Origin of the sequence: Halobacterium sp. MBLA0001 (assembly GCF_049705385.1) — an archaeon.
Taxonomy (GTDB): domain Archaea; phylum Halobacteriota; class Halobacteria; order Halobacteriales; family Halobacteriaceae; genus Halobacterium; species Halobacterium salinarum.
Map to the genome: position 1 here is coordinate 927,944 of NZ_JBNAMQ010000007.1, position 24,053 is coordinate 951,996.

23 protein-coding genes, 1 tRNA gene and 3 pseudogenes are annotated in these 24,053 nt (G+C 67.1%); 10 read left to right on the forward strand and 17 right to left on the reverse strand.

All coding sequences use genetic code 11. The features are described 5' to 3' along the window. The first annotated feature begins 26 nt into the window (after positions 1 to 26). The 3 genes from ACOZ32_RS05950 (at position 27) to ACOZ32_RS05960 (ending at position 2,979) form a co-directional block, all read left to right on the forward strand. Entirely contained in the window at positions 27 to 854 is an 828-nt protein-coding gene (locus ACOZ32_RS05950) for a deoxyribonuclease IV (protein WP_010902092.1), read from the forward strand. 171 nt (positions 855 to 1,025) lie between these two features. Further along, positions 1,026 to 1,838, forward strand: a complete 813-nt coding sequence (locus ACOZ32_RS05955) for a class I SAM-dependent methyltransferase (protein WP_012289114.1) — start codon at positions 1,026 to 1,028, stop codon at positions 1,836 to 1,838. Positions 1,839 to 1,887: 49 nt separating this feature from the next. After that, entirely contained in the window at positions 1,888 to 2,979 is a 1,092-nt protein-coding gene (locus ACOZ32_RS05960; protein ID WP_010902094.1) for an aminopeptidase, read from the forward strand. A gap of 30 nt (positions 2,980 to 3,009) precedes the next feature. On the opposite strand, the gene ACOZ32_RS05965 is transcribed toward ACOZ32_RS05960, so the two are convergent. Further along, entirely contained in the window at positions 3,010 to 3,657 is a 648-nt protein-coding gene (locus tag ACOZ32_RS05965) for a DUF7095 family protein (protein ID WP_012289115.1), read from the reverse strand. A gap of 95 nt (positions 3,658 to 3,752) precedes the next feature. Between ACOZ32_RS05965 and ACOZ32_RS05970 the strand changes: the two genes are divergently transcribed. From ACOZ32_RS05970 to ncsA, 3 genes are all read left to right on the forward strand, one after another. Continuing rightward, the gene (locus ACOZ32_RS05970) at positions 3,753 to 5,132 is read left to right on the forward strand and encodes an MFS transporter (RefSeq protein WP_424335073.1); all 1,380 of its coding nucleotides are present in this window, start codon (positions 3,753 to 3,755) and stop codon (positions 5,130 to 5,132) included. Positions 5,133 to 5,201: 69 nt separating this feature from the next. Next, on the forward strand, positions 5,202 to 6,641 hold the full coding sequence (locus ACOZ32_RS05975; RefSeq protein ID WP_010902097.1) for an HD domain-containing protein: 1,440 nt from the start codon (positions 5,202 to 5,204) through the stop codon (positions 6,639 to 6,641). Positions 6,642 to 6,696: 55 nt separating this feature from the next. Continuing rightward, entirely contained in the window at positions 6,697 to 7,659 is a 963-nt protein-coding gene (gene ncsA, locus ACOZ32_RS05980) for a tRNA 2-thiolation protein NcsA (protein ID WP_010902098.1), read from the forward strand. 38 nt (positions 7,660 to 7,697) lie between these two features. Here ncsA and ftsZ read toward each other — a convergent pair whose 3' ends face one another. The 3 genes from ftsZ to ACOZ32_RS05995 form a co-directional block, all read right to left on the reverse strand. Beyond that, positions 7,698 to 8,879: a cell division protein FtsZ gene (ftsZ, locus tag ACOZ32_RS05985; protein ID WP_012289116.1), complete on the reverse strand. Its 1,182-nt coding sequence runs from the start codon at positions 8,877 to 8,879 to the stop codon at positions 7,698 to 7,700. A gap of 2 nt (positions 8,880 to 8,881) precedes the next feature. After that, a complete protein-coding gene (locus tag ACOZ32_RS05990) occupies positions 8,882 to 9,049 on the reverse strand; it encodes a ribbon-helix-helix domain-containing protein (RefSeq protein WP_010902100.1) in 168 nt (55 codons plus the stop codon). Positions 9,050 to 9,226: 177 nt separating this feature from the next. Continuing rightward, positions 9,227 to 9,745, reverse strand: a complete 519-nt coding sequence (locus tag ACOZ32_RS05995; protein ID WP_285271902.1) for a zinc-ribbon domain-containing protein — start codon at positions 9,743 to 9,745, stop codon at positions 9,227 to 9,229. Between the two features lie 115 nt (positions 9,746 to 9,860). On the opposite strand from ACOZ32_RS05995, the gene ACOZ32_RS06000 reads away from it, so the two are divergent. Continuing rightward, positions 9,861 to 9,934: transfer RNA gene (locus ACOZ32_RS06000), tRNA-Tyr, on the forward strand. 462 nt (positions 9,935 to 10,396) lie between these two features. Beyond that, the gene (locus ACOZ32_RS06005) at positions 10,397 to 11,008 is read left to right on the forward strand and encodes a hypothetical protein (protein WP_424335074.1); all 612 of its coding nucleotides are present in this window, start codon (positions 10,397 to 10,399) and stop codon (positions 11,006 to 11,008) included. Positions 11,009 to 11,067: 59 nt separating this feature from the next. On the opposite strand, the gene ACOZ32_RS06010 is transcribed toward ACOZ32_RS06005, so the two are convergent. Continuing rightward, positions 11,068 to 11,361, reverse strand: a complete 294-nt coding sequence (locus ACOZ32_RS06010) for a hypothetical protein (protein ID WP_424335075.1) — start codon at positions 11,359 to 11,361, stop codon at positions 11,068 to 11,070. A gap of 58 nt (positions 11,362 to 11,419) precedes the next feature. Further along, positions 11,420 to 11,743: pseudogene (locus tag ACOZ32_RS06015) on the reverse strand (hypothetical protein); the annotation flags it as partial. A 417-nt stretch (positions 11,744 to 12,160) separates the two neighbouring features. Here ACOZ32_RS06015 and ACOZ32_RS06020 point away from each other — a divergent pair. Continuing rightward, positions 12,161 to 12,523 (forward strand): annotated as a pseudogene (locus ACOZ32_RS06020) (citrate/2-methylcitrate synthase); the annotation flags it as partial. 8 nt (positions 12,524 to 12,531) lie between these two features. On the opposite strand, the gene ACOZ32_RS06025 reads toward ACOZ32_RS06020, so the two are convergent. Further along, a complete protein-coding gene (locus ACOZ32_RS06025) occupies positions 12,532 to 13,896 on the reverse strand; it encodes an IS66-like element ISH10 family transposase (RefSeq protein ID WP_010890436.1) in 1,365 nt (454 codons plus the stop codon). A gap of 207 nt (positions 13,897 to 14,103) precedes the next feature. Between ACOZ32_RS06025 and ACOZ32_RS06030 the strand changes: the two are divergent. Then, a pseudogene (locus ACOZ32_RS06030) lies at positions 14,104 to 14,520 on the forward strand (citrate/2-methylcitrate synthase); the annotation flags it as partial. A gap of 15 nt (positions 14,521 to 14,535) precedes the next feature. On the opposite strand, the gene ACOZ32_RS06035 reads toward ACOZ32_RS06030, so the two are convergent. The 10 genes from ACOZ32_RS06035 to ACOZ32_RS06080 form a co-directional block, all read right to left on the reverse strand. After that, positions 14,536 to 14,880, reverse strand: coding sequence for a Rieske (2Fe-2S) protein (locus ACOZ32_RS06035; protein ID WP_424335076.1), 345 nt, complete (start codon positions 14,878 to 14,880; stop codon positions 14,536 to 14,538). A gap of 1 nt (position 14,881) precedes the next feature. After that, a complete protein-coding gene (locus tag ACOZ32_RS06040; RefSeq protein ID WP_424335077.1) occupies positions 14,882 to 15,139 on the reverse strand; it encodes an amidohydrolase family protein in 258 nt (85 codons plus the stop codon). Positions 15,140 to 15,523: 384 nt separating this feature from the next. Next, on the reverse strand, positions 15,524 to 16,552 hold the full coding sequence (locus tag ACOZ32_RS06045; RefSeq protein ID WP_205251390.1) for a lysylphosphatidylglycerol synthase transmembrane domain-containing protein: 1,029 nt from the start codon (positions 16,550 to 16,552) through the stop codon (positions 15,524 to 15,526). 508 nt (positions 16,553 to 17,060) lie between these two features. Then, on the reverse strand, positions 17,061 to 17,729 hold the full coding sequence (locus ACOZ32_RS06050) for a DUF7261 family protein (RefSeq protein ID WP_205252385.1): 669 nt from the start codon (positions 17,727 to 17,729) through the stop codon (positions 17,061 to 17,063). Continuing rightward, a complete protein-coding gene (locus ACOZ32_RS06055) occupies positions 17,726 to 18,094 on the reverse strand; it encodes a DUF7262 family protein (RefSeq protein WP_205252386.1) in 369 nt (122 codons plus the stop codon). Before ACOZ32_RS06055 ends, ACOZ32_RS06050 begins: the two co-directional genes overlap by 4 nt. Then, on the reverse strand, positions 18,087 to 18,764 hold the full coding sequence (locus tag ACOZ32_RS06060; RefSeq protein WP_205251393.1) for a DUF7263 family protein: 678 nt from the start codon (positions 18,762 to 18,764) through the stop codon (positions 18,087 to 18,089). Before ACOZ32_RS06060 ends, ACOZ32_RS06055 begins: the two co-directional genes overlap by 8 nt. Further along, on the reverse strand, positions 18,764 to 19,267 hold the full coding sequence (locus ACOZ32_RS06065; RefSeq protein ID WP_012289120.1) for a DUF7266 family protein: 504 nt from the start codon (positions 19,265 to 19,267) through the stop codon (positions 18,764 to 18,766). The genes ACOZ32_RS06060 and ACOZ32_RS06065 overlap by 1 nt, the downstream gene beginning before the upstream one ends. After that, the gene (locus tag ACOZ32_RS06070; RefSeq protein ID WP_205251394.1) at positions 19,264 to 19,986 is read right to left on the reverse strand and encodes a DUF7289 family protein; all 723 of its coding nucleotides are present in this window, start codon (positions 19,984 to 19,986) and stop codon (positions 19,264 to 19,266) included. Before ACOZ32_RS06070 ends, ACOZ32_RS06065 begins: the two co-directional genes overlap by 4 nt. Then, complete coding sequence (locus ACOZ32_RS06075) at positions 19,983 to 21,815, reverse strand: type II secretion system F family protein (RefSeq protein ID WP_205251395.1); 1,833 nt, start codon at positions 21,813 to 21,815, stop codon at positions 19,983 to 19,985. Before ACOZ32_RS06075 ends, ACOZ32_RS06070 begins: the two co-directional genes overlap by 4 nt. Then, positions 21,812 to 23,956, reverse strand: a complete 2,145-nt coding sequence (locus ACOZ32_RS06080; protein WP_424335078.1) for a type II/IV secretion system ATPase subunit — start codon at positions 23,954 to 23,956, stop codon at positions 21,812 to 21,814. The genes ACOZ32_RS06075 and ACOZ32_RS06080 overlap by 4 nt, the downstream gene beginning before the upstream one ends. Positions 23,957 to 24,053 lie beyond the last annotated feature (97 nt).

Here is a 24,053-nt window from a genome sequence, read left to right on the forward strand (position 1 = left end):
AGTCCGGGCGGCGGCAGACTACGTGTATGCGCGTCGGTGCACACGTCTCCATCGCGGGTGGTGTTGATAACGCCGTCACGAACGAGCTCGACGTCGGCGGGAACTGCGGGCAGATCTTCACGCACTCCCCGCAGGTCTGGCAGGACCCGAACATTGGTGCCGACGAAGCGGCGGCGTTCCGCGAGGGCACCGCGGCGGACCTCGATGGCCCCTGGGTCATCCACTCGTCGTATCTCGTGAACCTCTGCACGCCCAAAGACGACCTCCGCGCGAAATCCATCGACAGCATGCAGGCGGAGGTCGATGCCGCACACACCCTCGGCATCCCATACGTCAACGTCCACCTCGGCGCACACACGGGCGCCGGCGTGGACGACGGTCTCGACAACGCCGCGTCCGCCCTCGACGAGCTCGACATCCCCGACGACGTGACCGTCCTCATCGAGAGCGACGCCGGCTCCGGCACGAAGCTCGGCGGTGACTTCGAGCACCTCCACGAGGTGTTGACTCGCTCCGACCAGGACCTCGACGTCTGCATCGACACCGCCCACGCCTTCGCCGCGGGCTACGACCTCTCCACCGAGGCGGCGGTCAACGACACCCTCGCGGCGTTCGACGACGTGGTCGGCCTCGACCACCTGCAGTACGTCCATCTCAACGACTCCAAGCACGCCTGCGGTACGAACAAGGACGAACACGCCCACATCGGCGAGGGACACATCGGCGAGGCGGGCATGCGCGCGTTCATCAACCACGACGCCATCGCCGACGTTCCGCTGGTGCTGGAGACGCCCCACGAGGACGGCAGAGGCTTCGCGTGGAACATCGACCGCGTCCGCGACCTCCGGGCGTAACCCAGTCGGTCAAACCCGCGTTTCAGTCTCAGCCGGAACTAAGTCATCGTGGGTCGTTGGATCAGGTGCGTCCGCCTGCCATCCCCCACTCCCGGCCGGTCCCGTCTTCCGGGAGTGCGCGGCGGACGATGACCCGTCAGTTTTTCGCCGCCACACGACATCGGGGCGAGCGTGCGCGAGTTCAGCGCCGACTACCTCACCGAGACGCGCCGCGGCATGTGGCGTGACCGCGACGCGCTCGCCGACCTGCGCCTGTCCGACCGGTCACGCATCCTCGATGTCGGTGCGGGCACCGGCGAGTTCGCGCGCGTCCTGGCCGCCGAGTCGTCAGCGCCGGTGGTCGCGCTGGACGCCGACACCACGCTGCTGGGGCACACGGCCGACGGTGCCGCCCACCGGGTCGCCGGCGACGCCACCCGGCTGCCGGTCCGTGACGACGCCTGCGACCTCGTTGCCTGCCAGGCGCTGCTGATCAACCTCCCGGAGCCGGCGGCCGCCGTCGAGGAGTTCGCGCGCGTCTCCTCGGAGCTGGTCGCCGTCATCGAACCCGACAACAGCGCCGTCACCGTGGCGTCGACGGTCGCCGCGGAGTCGGCGCTGTCGGCGCGCGCCCGCGAGTTCTACGTCGACGGCGTCCACACGGATGTCACGCTCGGCGCGGACGCCGCCGACGTGCTGGCCGACGCCGGCCTCCGGGACGTGTCCACGACGCGCCACGAACACGTGCGCGTCACCGAGCCGCCCTACGACGACGGCGACCTGGACGCGGCCGCCCGGAAGGCCACCGCCGACCGGCTGGCCGACCAGCGCCCCGAGCTCGCCGCCGGCGGGCTTGCCGACAGCGCCTACGACGAGCTGCGGGCGGCGTGGCGCGAGATGGGCCGCGATGTCGTGGCCCAGATGCAGGCCGGCGAGTACGTCCGACGGGAAACCGTGCCGTTCTACGTGACCGTTGGCCGCCTTCCCGACGACGACACCGCGTAGCCGTCGGGCTTCCGAAAGCACTACCTTGCGGGCCAGCATCGCCGGGCGCATGGACACACGAGTGCGCCGCCACGCCGAGGTGCTCGTCGACCAGTGCGCGGACGTGCGCCGCGGCGACATGGTGACCATCAGGGCGAGCCGGCAGGCCGAGGCGCTGGTCGTCGCGCTCTACGAGGCGCTCGGCCAGCGGGGCGCCCGGCCGTCGCTGTCGTGGTCGCTCCCGCGGGCCACCAGGGCGTACGCACGGGCGATGGACGAAGCCGACTACACGACCAAAGACCACGAGCTCGCCGCCATGGAGGAGACCGACGTGGTGTTCCTGATCGGCGGCGGCCCGAACGCGTTCGAAACCAGCGACGTCCCCCCGGAGATGTCGCAGGCGGGCAGCCGCGCCCACAAACCGATCTCCGAGCAGCGACTGGACACGCGGTGGGTCATCACCACGCACCCCACTGCCGCGGGGGCCCAGCGGGCCGGGATGAGCACGGCGGCCTACGAGGAGTTCGTCTACGACGCCGTGAACAAGGACTGGGCCGCGCAAAGCGAGTTCCAGTCCCAACTGGTGGAGATCCTCGACCCCGCTGAGACGGTGCACATCGTCTCCGGGGACACCACCGACATCACGATGCGCGTCGACGGAATGCGAGCGTGCAACGACGACGGCGACCACAACATGCCCGCGGGCGAGGTGTTCACCGCCCCCGTTCCGGACTCCGTGGCGGGCGAGGTGTACTTCGACAAGCCGCTGATGCGCCAGGGCAACGAGATTCGGGGCGCAGCGCTGACCTTCGAGGACGGTGACGTCGTGTCGTTCAGCGCCGAGCAGAACGAGGACGTGCTTGCGGGCATCCTGAACACTGATGCGGGCGCGCGGCGGCTGGGCGAGCTGGGGATCGGGATGAACCGCGGCATCGACCGGTTCACGTACAACATGCTGTTCGACGAGAAGATGGGTGACACCGTTCACCTCGCCGTCGGCGGCGCGATCGACGAGTGTGTGCCCGAAGACTGCGAGTTCAACGACTCCGCGGTCCACACGGACATGATCGTCGACATGAGCGAGGACTCGTTCATCGAGATCGACGGCGAGATCGTCCAGCGCAACGGCACGTTCGTCTTCGAGGACGGCTTCGAGGCATAAGCGGACGTGTCAGCGCCGGCCCCCCGGCGCTCACACCACGTCGCCGCGCACCGTCGCGCCCGTCGCGCGATCCCGGCGCGCGTCCACCGCGTCGGCGGCGAGTTCGGCGTCCGCCTCGTCAGCGCCCAGCATCTCCAGGGCCTCCGCGAGCGTCGGGAAGACGAGCTCGCCGGCCCGGAGCTTCGCCATGGCGTCGGTGCCGCGGCGTCCGTCGGCGTACACGCACACCCCCCTGGGATCGAGGACGTGCTCGTAGGTCTCGGTGGCCAGCGCGCCCTCCAGGCGTTGCGTGACGTTGTCCTCGAAGCCGGCGTTGCAGACCTCCAGGTGGATGGGTTCGTCGTCGCCCACGAGGTGCGCACCGAGACAGCGCTCGGGCGCGACGTGCCCGCTGTCGTTTGCGCGCACGTGCTCGGGGTGGGCGTCCGCCCAGGACGCCCGCACCGTCTTCCCGACGCCCGCCACCCCGTACTCGCGCTCGAACTCGTCGGCGCGGTCGGCGTCGTCGCCCCGCAACAACACGTCTTTCGTGAGGTAGACGTCGAGCCTGTCGACGGGATCGAGCCCGAGCGCCACGTCGCCGTACGCCCACACTTCTCGGACGGGCACGGGCATCTCCTCGTCGATGACCGTATCGAGCAGTGCCTCGACGCGGTCGACGGCGGCCTCGCGGTCCATGCCCTGAATACCCGTCGCGCGTGAAAAACCGTTCCGGGACGCCGACTGCCGCCCACACCCCGGGAGTTTCGTGGGTAGCGCGCCTGCCATCGCGTATGTCCGACGACACCACCACCGACGGCGTCGACGCCCTCGACTCCTATCGCCAGTTCTTCGCGCTACAGCCCGACGTGCTCGTGCTGTCGGCGGCGATGCTGGTGTTCAGCCTCGCCTTCCAGATGACCACCCGGTACGTCCCCGAGTACATCTACACGCTCGGCGCTGGCGGCGCGATCGTCGGCCTCTACGGCAGCCTCGGCAACCTCATCTCGGCGGTCTACCCCTACCCGGGTGGCGCGCTCTCGGACCGCGTGGGCTCTCGCGTCGCGCTCACCGCGTTCGCCGTCGTCACCACCGCCGGCTTCCTGGTGTGGGCGGCCGCCCCGTCGCTGCCCGGCGTCGTCGTCCCCGAGATCGCACTGGGGCCACTGGACCTCGGTGGCTGGGCGGTCGGCGCGTGGCTGTGGGTGTTCGTCGGGCTCTTTCTCACCCAGGCCTGGAAGTCGTTCGGGCTCGGCGCGACGTTCGCCATCGTGAAACAAGCCACCGAGCCAAGCAGGCTCGCCATGGGGTTCGCGAGCACCGAAATCTTCCGCCGGGTGGGGTTCCTGCTCGGCCCCGCCATCGCCGCCGCCGTGCTCGCCGCCACCGAGTTCCAGGTCGGCTTCCGGTACGTCCTCCTGCTCGCGGCCGGGTTTGCGGCCGTCGCCACGGTCGCCCAGCAGTACCTCTACGACGCGTCCGAGGACACCGTCGGCGACTCCTTCGAAGGGCTCGACACCATCCGAGCGGATCTGGCGGCGATGCCGGAGACCCTGCGCCCGCTGCTGATCGCGGACACTTTGATCCGGTTCGCGAACGGGCTGGTCTACGTCTTCTTCGTCGTCGTCGTTACACGATACCTGGGCGTCGGATTCAGGGGCTTCGGCGTCTCACTCTCCCCGGAAGCCTTTTTCGGCGTTCTGCTCGCCGTCGAGATGGTCGTCGCCATCCTCACGAAGGTCCCCGTCTCGAAGCTCGCCGAACGCACCGGCCTGAAGCCCGTTGTCGGTCTCGGCTTCCTCGTGTACGCGGTGTTCCCCGTGTTGCTCATCAACGCGCCCGCCGACCAGTGGGTGCTCGTCGCGCTGTTCGCGTTCTCCGGGCTGCGGTTCGCCGGCCTCCCCGCGCACAAGGCGCTCATCGTCGGGCCCGCCGAACAGGACGCCGGCGGTCGCATCACCGGGACCTACTATCTCGTCCGGAACACGATCGTCATCCCGAGTGCGGCCGTCGGCGGCCTGCTGTACGGCGGCGACTGGGCGGTCCCCGTGCCACTCCTGGATGCCGTCCTGGTCGCTGGCCCCGAACTCTCGTTCACGCTCGCGACAGTGACCGGGCTGCTCGGCGTCGCGTACTTCGCCGTGTTCGGCCGCGAGTTCGACGCCTACGCCTGAACCGAAACACGGACGCGGCTGCCCGCCGTTGGTCCAATACTCTCTCAGCGGGCCACCCGCTCTGTCACCATGCCACCCACGCAACTCAAAGACCCAGTCCACGGCTACATCGAACTGGACGCCGCCCTCGTCGATGGGCTCATCGACCGCAAACCGTTCCAGCGGCTGCGCCACGTCCGGCAGTTGTCCGCGACCACCCTCGTCTATCCGGGCGCAAACCACACCCGCTTCGAGCACTCGCTGGGCGTCTACCACCTCGCGAAAACCGTCTTCGAGAACCTCCGCACACAACCGTACTTCCACCAGGACGCCACCACCACCGAACTCGACGCCATCCAGCGCACGCTCGAGTGTGCTGCCCTCCTCCACGACGTCGGCCACCCGCCGTTCTCCCACCTCGGCGAGCGCTACCTCGACCGCAGCGCCATCCTCGATCGCCTCGCCGACCACGGCCTCCACGCGACGTTCGCGGACGCCGGCGTCGGGAACGCGCCGCTGCGGGAAGCCAGCCCCCACGAACTGTTCGGCTGCCTGTTCGTCTGCCGGGAGTTCGCCGACGCCATCACGGCCATGGATGTCGACCCGCACGCAGTGTGCGCGCACATCCTCGGGTACAGCCTGGCCTACGAGCGCGGCGGGCGCTGGCAACACGGCGTCGCCGCCCAGATCCTCCACAGCCCCATCGACGTCGACCGCCTCGACTACATCACGCGGGACAACCAGATGACCGGCGCGGACGTGCTGAGCTTCGACACCGCCCGCATGGTCGCCTCCTACACCGCCCACCCCGACGAGGGGCTGGCGCTGTCGGACAAAGCCCTCTCGACCATCGGGAACTACCTCGAAGGCCGGATCGCCCTCTACATGTGGGTGACCCAACACCACAAGTCGGTGTTCGCCCACGCGCTCCTCCGGGAACTCCTGGCAGCGCTCGCGGCCATGCGGGACACCCCACCGATCACCATCGACGCCGTGCTCGATCGCGGCATCGACGACAACACCATCCTCGAACGCCTCCGGGTCGCCGCCCGCGACAACCCCGACTCGACGCTTGCCACGCTGTACGAGCGGTTTCGCAGCCGCGAGTTCCCCGAGACCTGCTGGAAACACCGGGTCGCGTACGCCGCCCGCGTGGACGTCGGCGACACCACGGCGTCGGCCTCCGCGCCCGCCGACGACCCTCCACGTGCCACGGACGCCGACATCGACGCGTTCAGTGACTGGCTCACCGGGAACGCCGACCGCCTCGAACCCCGCCTCGCGGACGCCCTCGGGGTGCCGGTCCACGAAGTCTGGATCGAACACTCCTACGTCCCCGAATACGAGCCACAAGCCCTCGAAGACATCCCCATCGCCTACGGCGGCACCACGCGATCGGTCGGCGACTGGGGGCTGTACGGGGACCGCGCGTTCGACTCCCCCATCCCCTTCGTTTTCGTCCCCCACGGCGTCGAAACGCAGGCGATCACCACGCTGTCGGCGTGGTTCCACGCCGAGTCGACGGCCTGACTGCGACACCGGCCGTTCGAAACCGTGAAACAACCGCCGCCGCTACCCCGCACCGATGGACTGCACGAAGTGCGACCGCGACGCGGTGATGCACGCGGCGTACTCAGGCGCGCACCTCTGTGAGCCACACTTCCTCGACAGCGTCGAGCGCCGGGTGCGTCGCCGCATCCGCACCGACAACATGCTCTCCCCGGACACCACTCCCGACGACCCCGAGACGTGGGTGATCGGGCTTTCGGGCGGCAAGGACAGCGCGGTGCTCACGGACCTCATCGAGGAGACGTTCCGCGACGACCCCCGCGTCGAGCTGATCGCGCTCACGATCCACGAGGGCATCGCGGGCTACCGCGACGAGAGCCTCGACGCCTGTACGACGCTGGCCGCCGACCGCGACATCCGCCACGAGCTCGTCACCTACCGCGAGGAGTTCGACGTCGCCATGGACGACGTGGCCGACGACGACCCCCTCGACATGGCGCCCTGTGCGTACTGTGGGGTCTTCCGCCGGGACCTCCTCGCGAAATACGCCGACGAGTACGACGCGGACAAACTCCTCACCGGCCACAACCTCGACGACGAAGCCGAAACCGCGCTCATGAACATCCTCGAAGGCAACGTCACACAGATCGCCACCCACTTCGACGCCAGCCTCGGCTCCTTCGACGACCGTGCGGAACTCGACGCCATGATCCCGCGCGCGAAACCCCTCCGAGACATCCCGGAAAAAGAGGTGGCGCTGTACGCCCAGCTGCGGGACCTCCCCGTGCACATGGCGGAATGCCCACACGCCAGTGAGTCCTTCCGCAGCGACCTCCAGGAGGTCCTCCTCGAACTCGAAGACCGCCGCCCCGGCACCCGTCACTCGATCATGGCCGGCTACGAGGAACTCGCCGGCATCGCTGCCGACGAATACAACACTGACGACGCTGACGTCGGCGAATGCAGCGACTGTGGCGCGCCGACCACCCGCGACCGCTGCCGGAAATGCACGCTCGTCGACGCCGTCACGTCCGTCTAACACGCGCGAAAAGAATCGGCCGACGGCCCCACGGTCCGTTATCGGATGACGTCGAGGCCGTTTTCCTGCTCGACTTCGTCCTGGCCGCCGTCCGAGTGTGCGCCACCGAACCCGCCGGCTCCAGCGTCGTCGGCCGCGCGCTGCTTGGAGTCGACGTCCTGCAGCTCGCGGCGGGACTTGTCCGCCTGCTTCTGCGTGCTCGGGCCGAGCACCTGCGCGGACTGCACGCCGGTCATGATCGCCATGACGCGCACCTTGCCCTTGTAGCTCTCCTGGATCCGCGCCCCCCAGATGACGTTCGCGCTCGCGTCCAACCGCTCGGTGATGTTGTCCGCGATACCCTCGGCCTCCTTCAGCGTGAGGTCCGGCCCACCAGTGATGTGGACGAGGCCGCCACTGGCACCCCGGTAATCGACGTCCAACAGCGGGTGGTTCATCGCGTCTTTGACGACCTCGTTGGTCTTGTTTTTGTCCTGGGTCTCCCCGACGAGCATCACCGCGACGCCGCCCTGGTTCATGATCGCAGTCATGTCGGCGTAGTCGAGGTTGATGAGGCTGGGTTGGGTGATCGTCTCGCTGATCCCCTTGACGGTTTCCGCGATGATCTGGTCCATCACGGAGAACGCCTTCCCGATCGGGAGGTTCGGGACGTAATCCAGCAGCCGGTTGTTGTCGAGGACGATAATCGAGTCGGCTTTCTCGCGCAGCTTCTCCAAGCCTTCCTCGGCTTTGACCGTGCGAGCGCGCTCGACGTTGAACGGCGTCGACACCATCCCAACGACGATTGCGCCCTGCTCTTTGGCGATCTTCGAGACGACCGGCGCTGCACCGGTCCCCGTGCCACCGCCCATGCCGGCGGTGACGAACACCAAGTCCGCGTCCCCGAGCACCTCTTTGATCGTTCCCTGGGCCATCTCGGTGGCGCGCTCGCCCATCGAGGGGTCGCCACCCGCACCGAGGCCGTTGGTCAGGGACTTGCCGACGAGGATCTTCGTGTCGGCTTTGATCATCTTCAGGTGCTGTTTGTCAGTGTTGATCGCTACCGTGTCCGCGCCTTCGACGCCGATGTTGTACAGTCGGTTGACCGTATTGTTGCCTGCGCCGCCACAACCGACGATGACGATCCGGGGGTCTCCGAACTCGTCACCATCGCCGTCGCCATCCATTTCGCGCTGTTCCGCCTCGGCGTTGTCAAGTGCGTCCTGGACGATATCTTGCATGGTTAAACTTTCGCCCAGCTCTTTGCACCAGTCTTGTCGGTGTGTTCATCAATCATCTCTCGAACAGCGGAGCGAATCGCCTCGCTCCGATTAGGGAACTTCCCGCGTTCGACCATCTGTTCCACCTCGTCGATCTGTTGTTCCGGAATCCGGAGTGTCACACGCTCCATTGTTGTATCCCCGTGTTGGTAAGACGGACCCGGTTTCCCGTCTCCGTGTCTTACACGGCCGTTCTGACGCCAAGGGGCAGCGCAGTCCGGTGGTTCTGTGTAAGACGACCGTCTCACGTACGAGAACACACAGGAGCTTAGAATAAATAATTAACGGCGGTGTAAACAGATGTCTTACTATGCGCTGTCGAGGGCGTCCCCGGACACCGTTCGGCGGCCACACCGCGGACAGAACGCCCAGTCCGCCCGAATCTCGTCGCCGCACTCGCAGAACACGCGATGCGTCGCCTTCCCACCGCAGTTCGGACAGTAGACGTGGTCGGCTGACAGCTCCGCCCCGCACTGACTGCACACGCTCTCGTCGCCCGTCGCCGATGTGTCGGCGTGCTCCGCGTCGGTCTCGCCGTCGTCACCGGGTTCCTCGGCGTCCGCGCGCCCCCCGCTGGCCGGGGTCGTTCGCACCTCCTCAACCGCCGACGGGGACGACACGCGAATCGTGACGTTTACGTCCTTTTGCGCGTCGGTCGCAGCCCCACGCACCGGCGTGTTTGCGCCCTCTACGGGGACGTCGTCGGCCGCAGCGTGGGTGGTGAGGTACGCACGGAGCGCGTTGCGCATCACCTCGCTTTTCGAGGCGTCGAGGTCTTCGACCGCGGCAACGAGGTCGTCGTCCGCGCGGAACGTGACTTTCGACATTGCAACTAGCTACATCACTGAACGGTTCCGGGATAAGCTTTGGGCATGGGGGCGGCATCCACCCACCGCGAATGACAACCCTTAAATTTCGGCCACAGCCTACATACGAGTGCGTCCGCCCTTAGCTCAGACTGGTAGAGCAGTCGACTGTAGATCGACTTGCCCCCCGTTCAAATCGGGGAGGGCGGATTTTCTCACCAGACGATTCAGAGCCGAGCGGAGTTGCACCGTCGTGCGTTCACGTATAGCCGAGCGTATCGGGGCAACTAGAGCCTTTTGCCCGAAATCGTCTAATGTCCTTACTCGATCGTAAAAGCCTTGAGCGGCGTGTTTTTTTAGAGCGCGGCGAACTCGCGCCACAGAAGGAGGCCACCCCAGCCGCGGAAATTGGTCCGGGTATAACCCATGTTACTTACTTTAACGATTCTTAATGCCCTCATCTCGATTCGACCGCCCGATGGTCATAGTATTGTATGCAGGAAATGATGATGCAATTAGAAATCCGGAGTACCACGTATCGAGTAATAGACAGGCAAGATAACACAGCTGGGGTGTCGAGATGACCACACTTGCTGTCATTCACATCGGCGGAGTCGCTTGTCCTTCATTCTATCATAAAAATATAAGTGACTGGGACATTATCTTCTGATAATGGCGGAAAACATTTCAGGCACTCGGTGGAAAATCGGTTGGAACCCATCACTTGCGATTGTTGGAACAACAATTATTTCAGCAATTGTGGGGGTAGCTATTGAGGCTATAGTTCCATTCATTACCATAGGATTATTAGCAGGTATAGCGGTCTGGTACTGGGGCGTTAGTGAAATAAATTCCAAATATTCACCAATTAAGGAGCAGTTCTATGATGAAACAGCGAGAGCCGCTGCTCGTGGCATTGATATGGATAACGCTGAATCCTTTTCGCTTAACTTTGCAGTAGGAGACTCGCCACCTTTGGTTGAGCCTGCATCAAAATATAGGAGTACTGCAATATTGGTATCCGACACATCTTTTAACGTAAATCAAGGTGCTGTCTTGGATATGAAACAGAGAGGAAAATCAGAAGGAGGCACGAATAAAGAGTTCTTTTATGACCAAGTTTCCAGCATTGAAACGCACCAGTCAGGAGGAGCAACGTACCTAGAAGTGCGGACAGCAGACGGAAATAGTGTGGAACTAGGTCCGAGTGTGCAAGAGTCAGCCGCAGAGGCAGAAGCAGCAATTAGACAACAGATGAGAGAAGTTAGGCGAAGCAACGCCTGAACAGAACCGAATTCTCTCCGCACTCCCCTACTGCTTCAATTCCCATCAGGTTTTGTCTATTATAGACCAATTATATCACCAACTAAACTACCTATAAATGCACCTGCCATCATACTTGGAACTCCGGCAAAAAATAATCCGGCTATACTTCCTGTTGAAGCCGCAATCCCCTTCATTATACCAATCTTTCGTCCTTTTTTCGGCGTATTTCCTAATAAGTACATAGAAATATCTGAAACAACTGTACCAGCCATTGCTCCAATTATAAATGCCGGAAGACCACCGAGAGGTATTGCTGCCACACCTCCACCAACCGCTCCAAGTCCACTAACAGTTCCTTTTATCACTCCCATAGGAATAATCACTTACCAAACGTATATAAAAATAGGGATTATAGACATCGCTATAGTATCAGTTTATTGGGGGGAAGTAACAGAGAGCCCGATTGTCATAGTGTTGTATGAAGGGGTTGTACGAGATGTACCGTATATGCGAAACACCCTGTGTACCTCCGTTGATGCACAGCGAGATAACACTGGGGGTGTCGAAATTCCCGAACAACCATGCTCTCTCCATGTACCTCTCTCCAAAGGTGTCGCTATTGGTTCGACAGACGTTCTCTATGTTCATCTCAGCATATGTGGCTCCGCCTGCGAAGTGTACCTCGTCCCACTTCGAACGCATCCGCCCTGAGGCTCGGCAACACTCGTCGATCAACTGCTGGTCGCCTCGACACCAGTAGTGAAGTTATGCGACGAAGGCCATATCGACCTCCGATGCAGACGGTCGCCCTTCCTCACTCCCTCGCCACAGGCGGAGTACCTCTCGGCTGACATCGTGGCTGTCGGTCTTGACGTAGGCTCGTATCGTCTGACGCACCTGCTCGGGAGTTGCATCTGTCTGCCCTCCGTCGAACTCCTGCTCGCGCACAGGCTTCTGCTGGCCCGTGAAAGAGAACGTCTGCTGTTTGGGGAGATGTCGTCCTGCACCTCTCGGACGACTTTGGACCTGCTTTCGACCGATGTGAAGCCGTCGTACACGTCTCCTGTGAGGACGAAGTACTACCATCGTCGTACACTTCGAGGTGTCCTGCCTCCGATATGTCGCCTCGATACTTGTGGTCATCCTAGTGGTCACCTTCTGCGATGACGTGTAGTCCTGTTCCCGACCATCGTCGCTACCTACTGGCGGGTGAAAAACGGTGAGGAGCCCGTCGAGCCACGGGCGGACCTCAGCCACGCTGCCAACTACCTGTACATGCTGACTGGGGAGGAGCCGACCGAGGCCGAGGTTCGGGGCATGGAGACGTACCTGAACACGGTTGTCGACCACGGTCTCAACGCTTCGACGTTCACCGGTCGGACGATTGTGTCGACGGAATCTGACATGTACTCGTCGCTCACCGGCTCAGTCGGCGCCCTGAAAGGGCCGCTCCACGGCGGTGCCCCGGGCCCGGTGCTGGATATGCTTCTCGACATCACGGAGGCCGGTAACGCCGAGAGTTATATCCGCGAGGTACGTGTTTACCCCGAGGTCTCGACAGCCGGCACAGCGTGAGCCCGTGAGAGCATCTCATTGCTGCTGACGACTCGACGAAGCTCTTCGTATGGATTGCGTCCCTGCTGGCGCCACGTCGCCAGCAGGGACAAGACCGTCTCGTGAACGAACATTCCTCGGTCATTGCGGAGCGTTCCGATGATTTTCCGGAGAACTACTGGCTCACGAAGCGCGTTCTCTGCGGCATTGTTTGTCGGAGAGACCGCTGGCTCACCGACGAAGGTGAGCCAGTGGTCAAGACCTCCTTCGATCTTCCCGAGCAGTGTTGCCACTGGTCCGTCGGGTACTGACCGTTCAATCAGCGATTCAAGCTCTCTTCGCGCCACACGCTGGAGGTCTGCTCTCTCACGAGGACTTGGGTCGCTCTCCAGCCGGGCCTGGAGAGCGACGTACACCTGTCTGAGAGCGTGGTAGATCGGTTCACCTTCTGCCTGCTTTTCGGCGGCGTCTTCAGCCTCTCGAAGAATATGCGCCCAACACCGCTGGAGGTTGCTGCTGAAAGCTGGGTACGCCGTCCACCCGTCACAGATGACCGTTCCCGCGAAGTCCTCGCCGAGGACTTCCGCGGGAACATCACTCCCGCGACTCTCTCTCACCGCGTATAACGTATGCTGAGCGGTCTTGAACGTCCAAATCCACGCCTGCTCACCGTCACGTTTGATGCCTGTTTCGTCGATGTGGACCACGTCGGCATCTTGGATCTCTCGACGGATCTGCTCGTACTCACAGCGACCGGCGCGCGCAGCGCGCTCGGTCGCGTGCCACGCGGATGCACCCGAGAGTTCGAGTTCATGCAGTTGCTCGAAGCGGTCAGCGATTTTCCGGTAGGGAAGGCGGTGATCGTACCGTGACAGAGCTGATTGAGCGATGACGTTCACCCCGAACTGCCCCTCATCGGGGCAGTCGGGGTGAGCCGCAACTGTCTCTGTTCCACAGGAATCGCACTGGTAGTAGTGGCGGTTGTACCGGGTGATTTCTGGGGGCTGCGGATCAGGGATCTCCTCGACGAGTCGGGGGCTGACGCCCACCGACTCGTCGAAGTGGTCGCCACACTCAGGACAACAGTCACAGGTGACTTCGATTTCTTCGTCGGGATCAGTTGTAGAACGCCACTCCGGGTCGTGACCGTCTTTTCGTCCGGGGGTGCCGCCGTCAGTTCGGACATCGTCGTCTTCGTCGTCTTGAGAGGTCGGGGACTCGTCAGTCCCCGACCGTCGCTTACTAGGCGGTGTATGTGGATTCTCGTATTTGCGAAGACGTGTTTCGAGTTCTTCGATTCGTTCGTCCTTCTGCTCGAGTTTCTCCTCCAACTCGTCGATTCGCTCTTCCATTTGGAGAAACCGTGAGAGAAGTTCGTCTTTGCTGAGGTCATCCCTATCCACTATGACCACCTCAGCGTTACCTCAGCAGGGTCACCGGGATGGTTTCCGAGCGGAGACCATCCCTGAAGAAGTTCAATTAGCCCTTGCTGAGGGTGCATATCTCCCCGATTGGTCGCCTGCTACGAGACAGTGCCGAAATTCACTGGGGCTAAACACGTACTCCGCGAGAAACTGGCGGCCGATGAGCGACTGATGGGCTTCGGTCACCGAGTGTACAGCACCCGTGACCCCCGCGCAGAGGTGCTCTCGACAGCAGCCGAGGAGTTCTACCAGAACAAGGACTCGGAGTTCTTCGAGATGGCGCAAGACTTCGAGGATATCGCTGTCACCCTCCTCAAGGAGTACAAACCGAACATCGAGCTCGAGACGAACGTCGAGTTCTACACAGCAGTGCTGCTTCACGGGATCGGAATCCCCCGGGACCTGTTTACGCCGACGTTCGCCATCGCCCGTTCGGGTGGTTGGACGGCCCACTGTCTCCAGCAACTGGCGGACAACCGCCTAATCCGGCCGCGCTCGAAGTACACTGGGCAGAAAGACAGGACGTGGGTCCCACGGGGCCAACGGGAGTAACGCTGGTCGCCCGGCTCACAGCACGACGAAGAGTTCGCCGTCTTGCTCTTCTACGTTGTAGGTCGAGAGCTTGTACTCAGAGTCGTCAATATTCCCGCCACAGGTGACGTCAAACCGCCAGCAGTGCCACGGACATTCGACTATCTTCTCAGTGTCCTGCTCGTCCGTGACGTCGGCGTAGCCGGTCAGCGCCCCTTTTTGCAGGGGCCCGCCGACGTGGGGGCACCTGTTCGAGATAGCGTGGTACTCGCCCTCCACGTTGAGGACGGCAACTGTGATCCCGTTTACCTCTCTGACGACCCGTGACCCATGTTCGCTCAACTCGCTCGTCTGATCGATGCGGTATCTGTTCGTGGACATATTAAGATTCAGTTACGTCGAAGCCAAAGACGTCAACGACGTTGCCGCCCATGATCTCTCGAACCTCCGAATCATCCAGCTGTCCACTGATACGGCGGTACAGTTCTTCCGGCGTATCGAAGTCAGGATGGGGAAGGTCCGTAGCGAACATCAAGTTCTCCGCGCCGATCATGTCCACCACTCGTGAGGCGTAGCCTTCCCTTCGACGGCTATGGGGTTTCTCGGTCAGCCCGATCGGCTGGGTGGAAAAATAGAGCAAGAAGGGTGACTGACACGAACGGAATCAAGAAAAGATAGAGCAGAATCATCCATATGTCAAGGGGAATCATATGGACGCTCGGCGCTCAGCACTTATCACCTGCCCTGAACTAATCGAGCTGTAAGCCCCGAAGTCTGCCCAGTGCCGGTCTAAGCCGTGCCTCTTCCGGACCGATCTCTGGATTTTACACGAAAACGTGAGACAGAAACCTGCGTAGATTTCGTCGCCGCTGGCGCGTTTGGCACGCTCCGATATCCGGGGATATCGCGCTTCCGACCTCGTGTCCGCGATTGCTCGATCCCGCCTCAGCCACGAGTCCGGATCGGTGATCCCGTCGCAGACTCACGCGCTGTCCGTGCCGCCACCGCCGGGTGGCGTCGGCGCTCAGTCGGCGTCGCTGCCGCCGGCTCGCAGGACCGCCAGCGACCCGCCGCCGACCGTCATCGTCAGCCAGAACCCGCCGATGCGGTGGATGACGACGGCGGCGGCGACCAGCGGCGCGGCGGCGCTGGTGAGCGCGGTCAGCAGCGCCACGTGAACGGACTCGATGCCGCCGAGGCCGCCCGGCGTCGGGCCGATGCCGGCCATGGTCCCGACGGGCACGACGAACAGCGGCACGTAGATCGGGATCGGCGACCCCAATGCGATGAACACCACCCACATCGCGATCGCTTGACACAGCAACGCGGCGGTCGCGAGCCCGATCACCTTCAGGACGCCCGTTCGATCCGCGGCCAGGCGCTCGACGGACGCGACGAACTCTTCGATCCCGGCCTCGATGCGTTCGGGTGACGGCACGGGGACTCGCGGGAGCACGCGCGCCAGCCACCGCAGCGCCGGCGTTGCGACCCGCACCACCGCGGCTTGGATGGTGGTCCGCAGCCGCCACCCGGCGACCGCCAGCCCCCCCACGATCAGGACGAACGCGCCGACGATCCCGACGACCGACCGGAGCCGCGGCGAGACCGTGTTCACGATCGCGTAGGCGGCCGTTCCGGTGAGCGCAAGCCCGATCGAGGGCACGAAGTTCAGCGCGTCGGCACCGGCGATCGCGGCCAGCGCGGTCTCGTAGTCGGCGTCCGAGACGTTCGTCGTGAGCAGCGCGGCGACCGGTTCCCCGCCGGCCTGCCCGAACGGCGTGATGTTGTTCGCGAACGACGTGCCCGCGAACACCAGGATCGCCGACCGAACCGACACGGTGATGTCCAGGATCCGCCAGACGATCCACAGCGCCGTGCCCTGGAGGACGATCCACCCCAGCATCAGCGCGCCCGCAACCACCACCAGCGGGATGCGCGCCCGCCCCAGCGCGGTGATGATCTCCTGGATGCCGATCAGCCAGAACAACACCGCGAACACCACCGCTGCGGCACCGAACCCGACCACCGTTGACCAGACGCGGGCTGCGTTCATCGGGGACTCTCCTCTGTGGGGGCACACGCCGCCGGTTGCCTTTTGCCCGTCGATTAGCGCGTGGCTCCACCGCGACGCGTTTCCACCCGCCACCGCAGCGCTATCGGCGTTCCGTCCCACTCTTTTCACCAGTGAAATCCAAAAATATTCCCGTGCGTGACCCGAACCAGTCGGCCGTGACGCTAGTGGTTGCAGACGACACACCGTCTGCACTGTGCGACGTCCTGGATGGGCCAACAGCGACAGCCACCACGGCTGCACTCACCGACGCCATCGCCGCCCACGACCCCGCCGTGGTGGTCGTCGATGCGCCCGCAGTTGCCGACCCCCAGGCCGTCGTCACGGCGATCCGGGACGCCGCCCCGCCGGCAGCGGTCGTGGTCGGCGCGGGGACGCCAGCCGGCGACATCGAGTGCCCGCCGCCGCGAGAGGCGGCCCCGGAGTCGATCCGGGAGGCGGTCGCGCAGGCCCGCACCACCGCAGCGTACCACCAGTCGGTCACGGCCCTCTACGAGCAGTGCCGAACCCACACCTTTGGCGCGCCCGACGACGCGATCGAGGACGCCCGCAGCGACGCCGACGCGCGCCTCGCATCGCTTCCCACCGACGCCTGGACCGTGGCGGCCGCCCTCCGCTCGTCGCCGCCGGCCGACGACGGCGATGCCCCCGACTGACAGCCGTCCGGCAGCCAACACCCCGGCCGCTGTACCCGCGTCCACTCCGTGCTCGTGGTCACTGTCCTCACGCGGATGTCGTACGCCACCGCCACCACCACCGCCTCGGCCGCCCGCCGCTGCACGACAACCCCGCCCGCACGGACGCAGCCCCCGAACCGACGGCCGCGGCCGGTCGGACAGTCGACGCCGGCCGCCGCGGTCGCGTTCCCAGTCACCTCGACGGCGGCCGCGCCCCCGGCGGTGGCCGGCGGCGGCTGAGCGAGCGCCCCCTGCACGCGGGTGAGCGTCCGCCGCCGCTGCGCCCACGGCACGCCGGTTGCGTCGGTGGCCGCCGCCGCCACAGCGCGCTCAACCGTGGTGGCTGCCTGGCTGCTCGGGGTCGGCCGTGGCGTCGCCACCGACGGGGCGTATCCGAACTGGAGGTACGCGACCGCCACCGATGCGAGCGCGAGCGCCGCGACCGCAGCCCCCGCGAGCACGAACTGGCCGCGCTGGGTCATGCGTCCCACACCCGCAGCGTGACCGTGCCGTTGGCCCTGTGGACGGTGGCGCGCCCCGTGGGTGCTGTCCGCGGTGGCTGCCGTCCGAGCCGCCCGCTGGTGGTGTCCACACTGAACAGCACGGACGCCGGCAGCAGTCGTCTCAGGCGGTCGTCGATCCGGGACCCACTCCCGTGTGGCGGCGTCGTCTCGATGATCGTCGCGGCGTCGGCGGCGTACCGATCCAGCTGCGCCGTCCGCGTGTGCCCGCCGTCGCCGGGGACGCCCACCGTGAACGTGGCCGCCACGGCGAGGATCACGAGCACACCGATCGCCGCTTCGACGGCCGGCAGCGACGCCTGGCCGCGACGCCCCCGTTCAGGCATCGACTGTCACCGCCATGACTGCGGGCTCGGTGATCCTCACGGCTTCGACGCGCACCACAGCCGCGACCGGCTGGGGCGGCTGGCAGTCCCGGCCGGTGAACGAGAGCGCCGTGCCCTCGCCCCCCGGCGGGGACACCCGGTAGGTTCCGTTGAGCCCACGCGGCGCGTGCAGGATGACGCGGCCGCCGGCGCGAACGGTCCGCACGCGCGCACAGTCCGGCGCACGGATCGTAAGCGACCCTGTGGTCGTCCCACGGGGAAGCGACAGCGCGGGGCCGCCGCCGGACAGTCGCGTCGCCCTGCCAGTGCGCGTTTGGGAGTGCGTGTCGGCGACAACGACGATGCGTCGCACCGTTGTGCCGCCCGCGGGCGTCCCCGCTGCAGCCACTGTCGTGTCGCCGACGGTGACTCGACAGGCCGTGGTCGCCGGACAGACGTCGCCCGTCGCGTTCGCCACTGCGTCCGCGCGCAGGACGTTCTCGCGCGCCGCCAGCGGTCCACGCGGCGACACCAGGCGGTCGGCGAGCGATGCGGCCAGCCGTGCCTCCGCGGGCGATCTGTCGGCGCGCGCGAACGCGTCGGCCCCGGCCCCCACCGCCAGCGTCACAGCCGCGCCGACGAGCAGAACGCCCACCACAAGCGCCACCAGGTTCGCTTGCCCGCGCTGCATCACGCCGAACACCCCGGCCTCGTTCCCGCGTCGCCGGCCCGGCGCGACGCCAGCACAACGACCAGGTCGCCGCCGGACTCCGGCGTGCACACGCGCACAACCCAGGTGGTGTTGGCGCGGTGGCCGGGCTGCCAGTCGCCACGCACGCGGTCCACGCGCGCCGGGAGCACCAGCGGCGTGGTGCCGCCGACGCCCGGCGTGGGGTGGCGGAGGCGCAGCGTCCGGTTCGTCGCGGTGATCGTGTACCCGCGATGGCGGATCGTCGCCGGCACCGACACGCGGCGCACAACACGCGCGTGTTCCCGCGGCGGCGGCACGCTCGCTTCGACGCCGGCGGCGGCGTGTTCGAGCGCCCGGTCCGCCACCGCGCTGGCCGCCGCGGTCCGCGCGTCCGGCACCACGCCACCGCACAGCGTGGTGGTGAACACCGCGATCACCAGCACCCCGATGCCCGCTTCCGCGGCCTTGCCCACGACCGGTGCGCTCGCTCGATGCCGGGTCACGAGACGCTCACCGTCGTTTCGTGCACGAGCAGCGTGCCCGTCGGTCGTCCCGGGATCGCGGCGACGACGCTCGGAACGCCGTCGTCGTCGAGCGCCCGGACCGTCGTCGCGGTCGCGCCGGCCGCCGCCAGCCGGGCGCTGACGGCGTCGGTGTGCGTGGTTTCGATCGCGATCCGGTAGCGGCCAGCGCCGAGCCGGCGGCGGCGGTGGGTGACCGTCGACCGCAACGTCCACCGGGCAGCGCCGCCCCCACGGGCTGTGCGGCCGGCGGCGATCGAGACCGACCCGCGGAGCGCGGGCACGCCGACCACCAGGCTGTCGGCGTCCGCACGCACTGCCACCGGGGCGTCCCAGGTCGTCCGCGCCGTGGCCGACGTGAGCACACCGCCGGCGAGATAGGTGACGGTGTGGCGTCCCGTCGAGAACCGGAGCGCGTTCGCGTGCACTGTCGCGACCGGCCCCGTCTCGTTCAGGACGCGCACGTCCCGGGGTTGGAGCGCCAGCCGGCCGCGCGCGAACGCGACGCGACCGGTCGTGGGTCCGGTCGTCCGCGCCGGGTGGAGCGCCGTCCGCAGGTCGGCGGCGACACGGCGGCTGTCGGCCGCCGCGGCGTGCTCGGTCACGACGGTGCCGACGCTCGCCGTGAGCGCGGCCACCGCGACCACGGTCGCAGCCACCAACACGGCAACGCCGACGACCGCCGACTGTCCGCGCGTCATCCCAGCCCCACCCCGGTGAAGACGGCGTACGCGACCGCGACGAGCACCCCCGAATGCAGCACCGCGCTGTACCGCCCACGGCTGGCTGCGCCCGCGAACCAGCCACAGGCCAGCATCGTGGCCTGCGTGACGACGTAGAACCGGAACCGGTCGCGGGCCACGTCCACGGCGCGCGGGTCGATCGACAGCCCGCCCGCGCTGGCGGCGTCCGACACCGCCGACAGCTGCGTGAAACTCCCCAGCACGGTGTGGCTGACGGCGACAGTGATGCCGACGACCAGCAGCGCGGTCGTCCAGCCGACGGCGACGTACACGAGCAGCCGCGAGCGCACCGACCGCTTCTCGTGGTAGAGCCGCCCCACCTCCGACTGGAGCGCTTCGAACGTGGCGTCGGCGTCGCTGCCCGCGTCGAGGGCCCCCGAAACGAGGCCGACCGTCTGGGCCGCAAGCTGGGTGTCGACGCGCTCGACGAACCCCGCGAGCGCGGCGCGCCTGACCCCGCCGGCCCGCGGCGTCGTGGTCGCTGCGAGCGCGACCGCGAGGTCGTCGACGTCGGGGTTCAGCGCCCCCAGGTCGACGCCGCGGGCGACCCGCGAGACGGCGCCGCCGAACGGCCGACCGAGGCCGACGTGGCCCGCGACCGCGTGCACGAACGCCTGCAGCTCGCGGTCTTTCGCGTCGTCGATGCGGGCGCGCCGGGCGGCCACCGCCCCGACCGGGAGCGCGAACGCCACGTACCCCATCAGAACTGCGTTCACCGCGCCCAGTTCGTGGGCCGCCAGCCAGCACGCGACCCCGACGCTCGGCAGCGCGGCGACGACCGCCGTGTCCGCCGGGTTCCGGGGCGCGTTCGTGAGCACGGCGACCCCCCGCGACCGTCGGTGCGCGTTCCAGGTGAGCCCGCGCGGCCGCAGCGCACCGACCAGCCACGCCGCCAGCGCGCCCACACCCAGGACGAACGCCGCGCTGCCGTACACGAGCAGCGCCCGCACCGTCGTGGTGTGGGCGGTGTGCGGGACCGCGACCGGCGCGCTGAACCCCGGCGCGAGCACGCCCACCACGGTCGTGATGATCGCCACCAACACCGGGAGCACCAACACCACCACGAACAGCTCTGCGACCAACTCCAGGGCGCTTGCGGCGCGCTCTTGGGCGCGCTCGCGGCTGTCAGCGAGCATCCGCGCCTCCATGTCGAGATACTGCCTGAGTGCGTCCGGTCCCTGGGCGGCGTGCTCCCGGAACTTCACGAGAAACGGCGCGAGCAGCGCCTGGCTGGGCGTGTCGCGGGCCGCAACGCGGAGTCCGCGGTCGACGCTGCCGGTGAGGTCCGCGGTGGCGAGCACGCCGCGAAACGCCGCCGCCGTCTCCCCGTAGGCCCCGGTTCGGGCCGCGGCACGCGCCAGCAGATCGCGCTCGCTGGGGGTGCCCGACGCCAACACCGACAGATACCGGACCGCGCCCGGGAGCGTGGCGCGGATCGCGGCCCGCCGCAGGCCCGCCCGCCAGGCCAGATACCGGTCGCCCGCCCGGACGGTTGCGCGCTTCGCCGCCGCGCCGACGAGCGCCCCACAGGCCAGCCAGCCCGCCACCTGCTGGCCCTCGTTCAGCACCGGCACGCGCACCCCGGACGCGACGCCGCCGACACTGACCGCGGCCCCGACGGCCGCACACGCGAGCCACGACACTGCGTACACACGTGCGACGAACGCACCGAACCCGACACCGGGCCGCGCCTCCCGGTACCGCGTGCGGGTGGTGGTGTGGCGGTCGCGGTCGGCGTGGCGGGCGAACAGCGCGCACAGCGTGCGGTCGACGACGCCCAGGGTCACGCCGGCCCGCCCCCGTCCGGCTCAGCACTGGACGCCGTCCTGCGTCGGGCCGCCACCCGCTCGAACAGCGCCTCGAAGTCGGTGACACCGGCGCGATCCAGCGCCCGAACGTACCGGCGTTTGCGCGCGAACTCGCGGCGAACCGCCGCCGGCGTGCGGTCCGTGCGCGCCGCCACCGCGTCGAAGAACCGCACGTCCTCGGCGTCCCGGACGGCGTACTCGCCGCTGGAGTGCAGCCCCTCGTCGGCGGCCGCCGGGCCGCGGGTGGCGATGCGGCGCACGTGGACCGTCGTGGCGTCCGTTTCGACGGCCGTCGTCGCCGGGCCGGCGTCGTCGACGAACTCCACGACCTCGCCCACGTACCGGTCGCCGTCGGTGCGTCGCGGGAAGACCACGAGGTCGATCTCTCGGAGCAGGTGCGCCGGAACGCCCTGTTCGACGGCGCGGTTCACCAGCGGGTCGACGCCCGCGGCGTGCGTGGTGCCCACGACCCCGTGGCCGGTGTTGAGGATCTGCGCGAAGCTCTCGAAGCTGGCCCGCGTGTTGATCTCCGCGATCACCTCGATGTCCGGGTTGAGGTAGTTGGTCGCGGTCATCAGGTCGGCCATCGACACGCGCTTGAACGCCTGTTCGTGCTCGCGGGTGCTCAGCGAGACGCCGGTCTCGTGGGGCAGCCGGACCTCCCGGCTGCCCTCGTCGATGCTCACCGGGCGGTCGTCGAACGGCACGAACGGCATGTGGGCGTTCATGAGCGTGGTCTTCCCCACGCCCGTCGGGCCGGAGAACAGCACCACGCGGTGGTGTTCGTACGCCAGCCACAGCAGCGCCACGATGCCCGCCGTGAGGCTGCCCTGCCGGAGCAAGTCGACCGGCGTGAGCGCGTCGGCGGCCTGCTTCCGGATGGAGACGTGGGGGCCGCCCTCGCTGATCGCGGGGAGCGCGACCGCACACCGGATGGTCACGTCGTCGGCGACCCCGTCCGGTTCGAGGTTCACCTTCGCCGCCGGCGTGGCGGCGTTCAGCTCCACGCCGTCCTGGGCGGCCAGCCCCGTCACGAGGTCCACGAACCGCTGTTCGTCGTCGAGCACGAGGTTCGTGGGGATGCGGTCGTCGGCCGCGTGCACGCGGTCGCGGGCCACCACTTTCACGCGCTCGCCCACCCGGTTCGCCTCCACGTCTTCGAGGTTGGGGTCGCGGATCGGGATCGTGAGTTCGGCGTCGCCGACGAGATCACGCACCACGTAGTACGCCAGATCCGCGACGTGGTCGTCGCCGACCGGCGGCACCGCGGGGCCGCGGTCGGCCACCGCTTCCCGGACCCGGTCGGCGACAGCGCCACACCAGTGCCGCGTTTTCGGCGCCGTGTGGCGGCGCGCAAGCAGACTGCGGGCGCGGTCAGCGATCGCCGCGGCGTGGTCGTCGCCGGCGTCGCTGTCGCCCGTCGCGACGCCGTTGGTCCAGATGCGGTCCTTGCAGGCGGCGATGCGGGCGTCGTCGCCGGGCAGCCGGTCGGGCTCCCGGACGGCGTACGTCGTGGTGAACGCGTCCGCGTCGTCCGCGGGCGTCCGGTAGATCCGCACGGGCACGTCGAACCCGCGGAACGGCACCGTGTACGCCGCGATCCGTGTGGCACGAAGCCGGTCGTGGGCCGGCGTGTTCGCGGGCAACCCGGTGGCAGCGGGCGGCTGCGCGTCGGTGTGCACGACCACCGTCTCGTCGTCGGCGACAGCCGCGGTCACGCGGTCGTCGGCCGCCACCCCGGTCAGGTCCCCCAGGCAGCGCGCCTCGCACAGCGCGTGCACCGTGATGCGGCGGCGTGCGGCCGGCGTGGCGTCGGTGAGCGCCGCGATCACCCGCCGGTGTTTGGCCTCGAACCCGGCCGCCAGGCGGTCCCGGGCGTCGGCGCGCGTCAGCGGCGGTGGGAGCGTCGCGTCGGCGAACTGCTCGCACACGTCCGCCAGCGCGTCTGCGTCCCGCGCGGAGAGCTGCGGCCGTCGCAGCGCGTAGGTCGGGCGCGCCCCGTCGCGCGCGGTGACGGTGGCCACAATGCCGGGATGGACGGTGTACTGGGCGGTGACCGCCGGGGCGTACCACGCCGCGTCGCTGCCGGGCGGCGTTGGCGGGGGAACGAAGGGAGCCATTACGCCCGGCTGCCTCGCTCCCGGATTTAAAGCTGGGGGCGGGGGCCACTCCACGACGCCAGTATCGTGCCATCGCGTACCGCGATGCCTGTTCGCA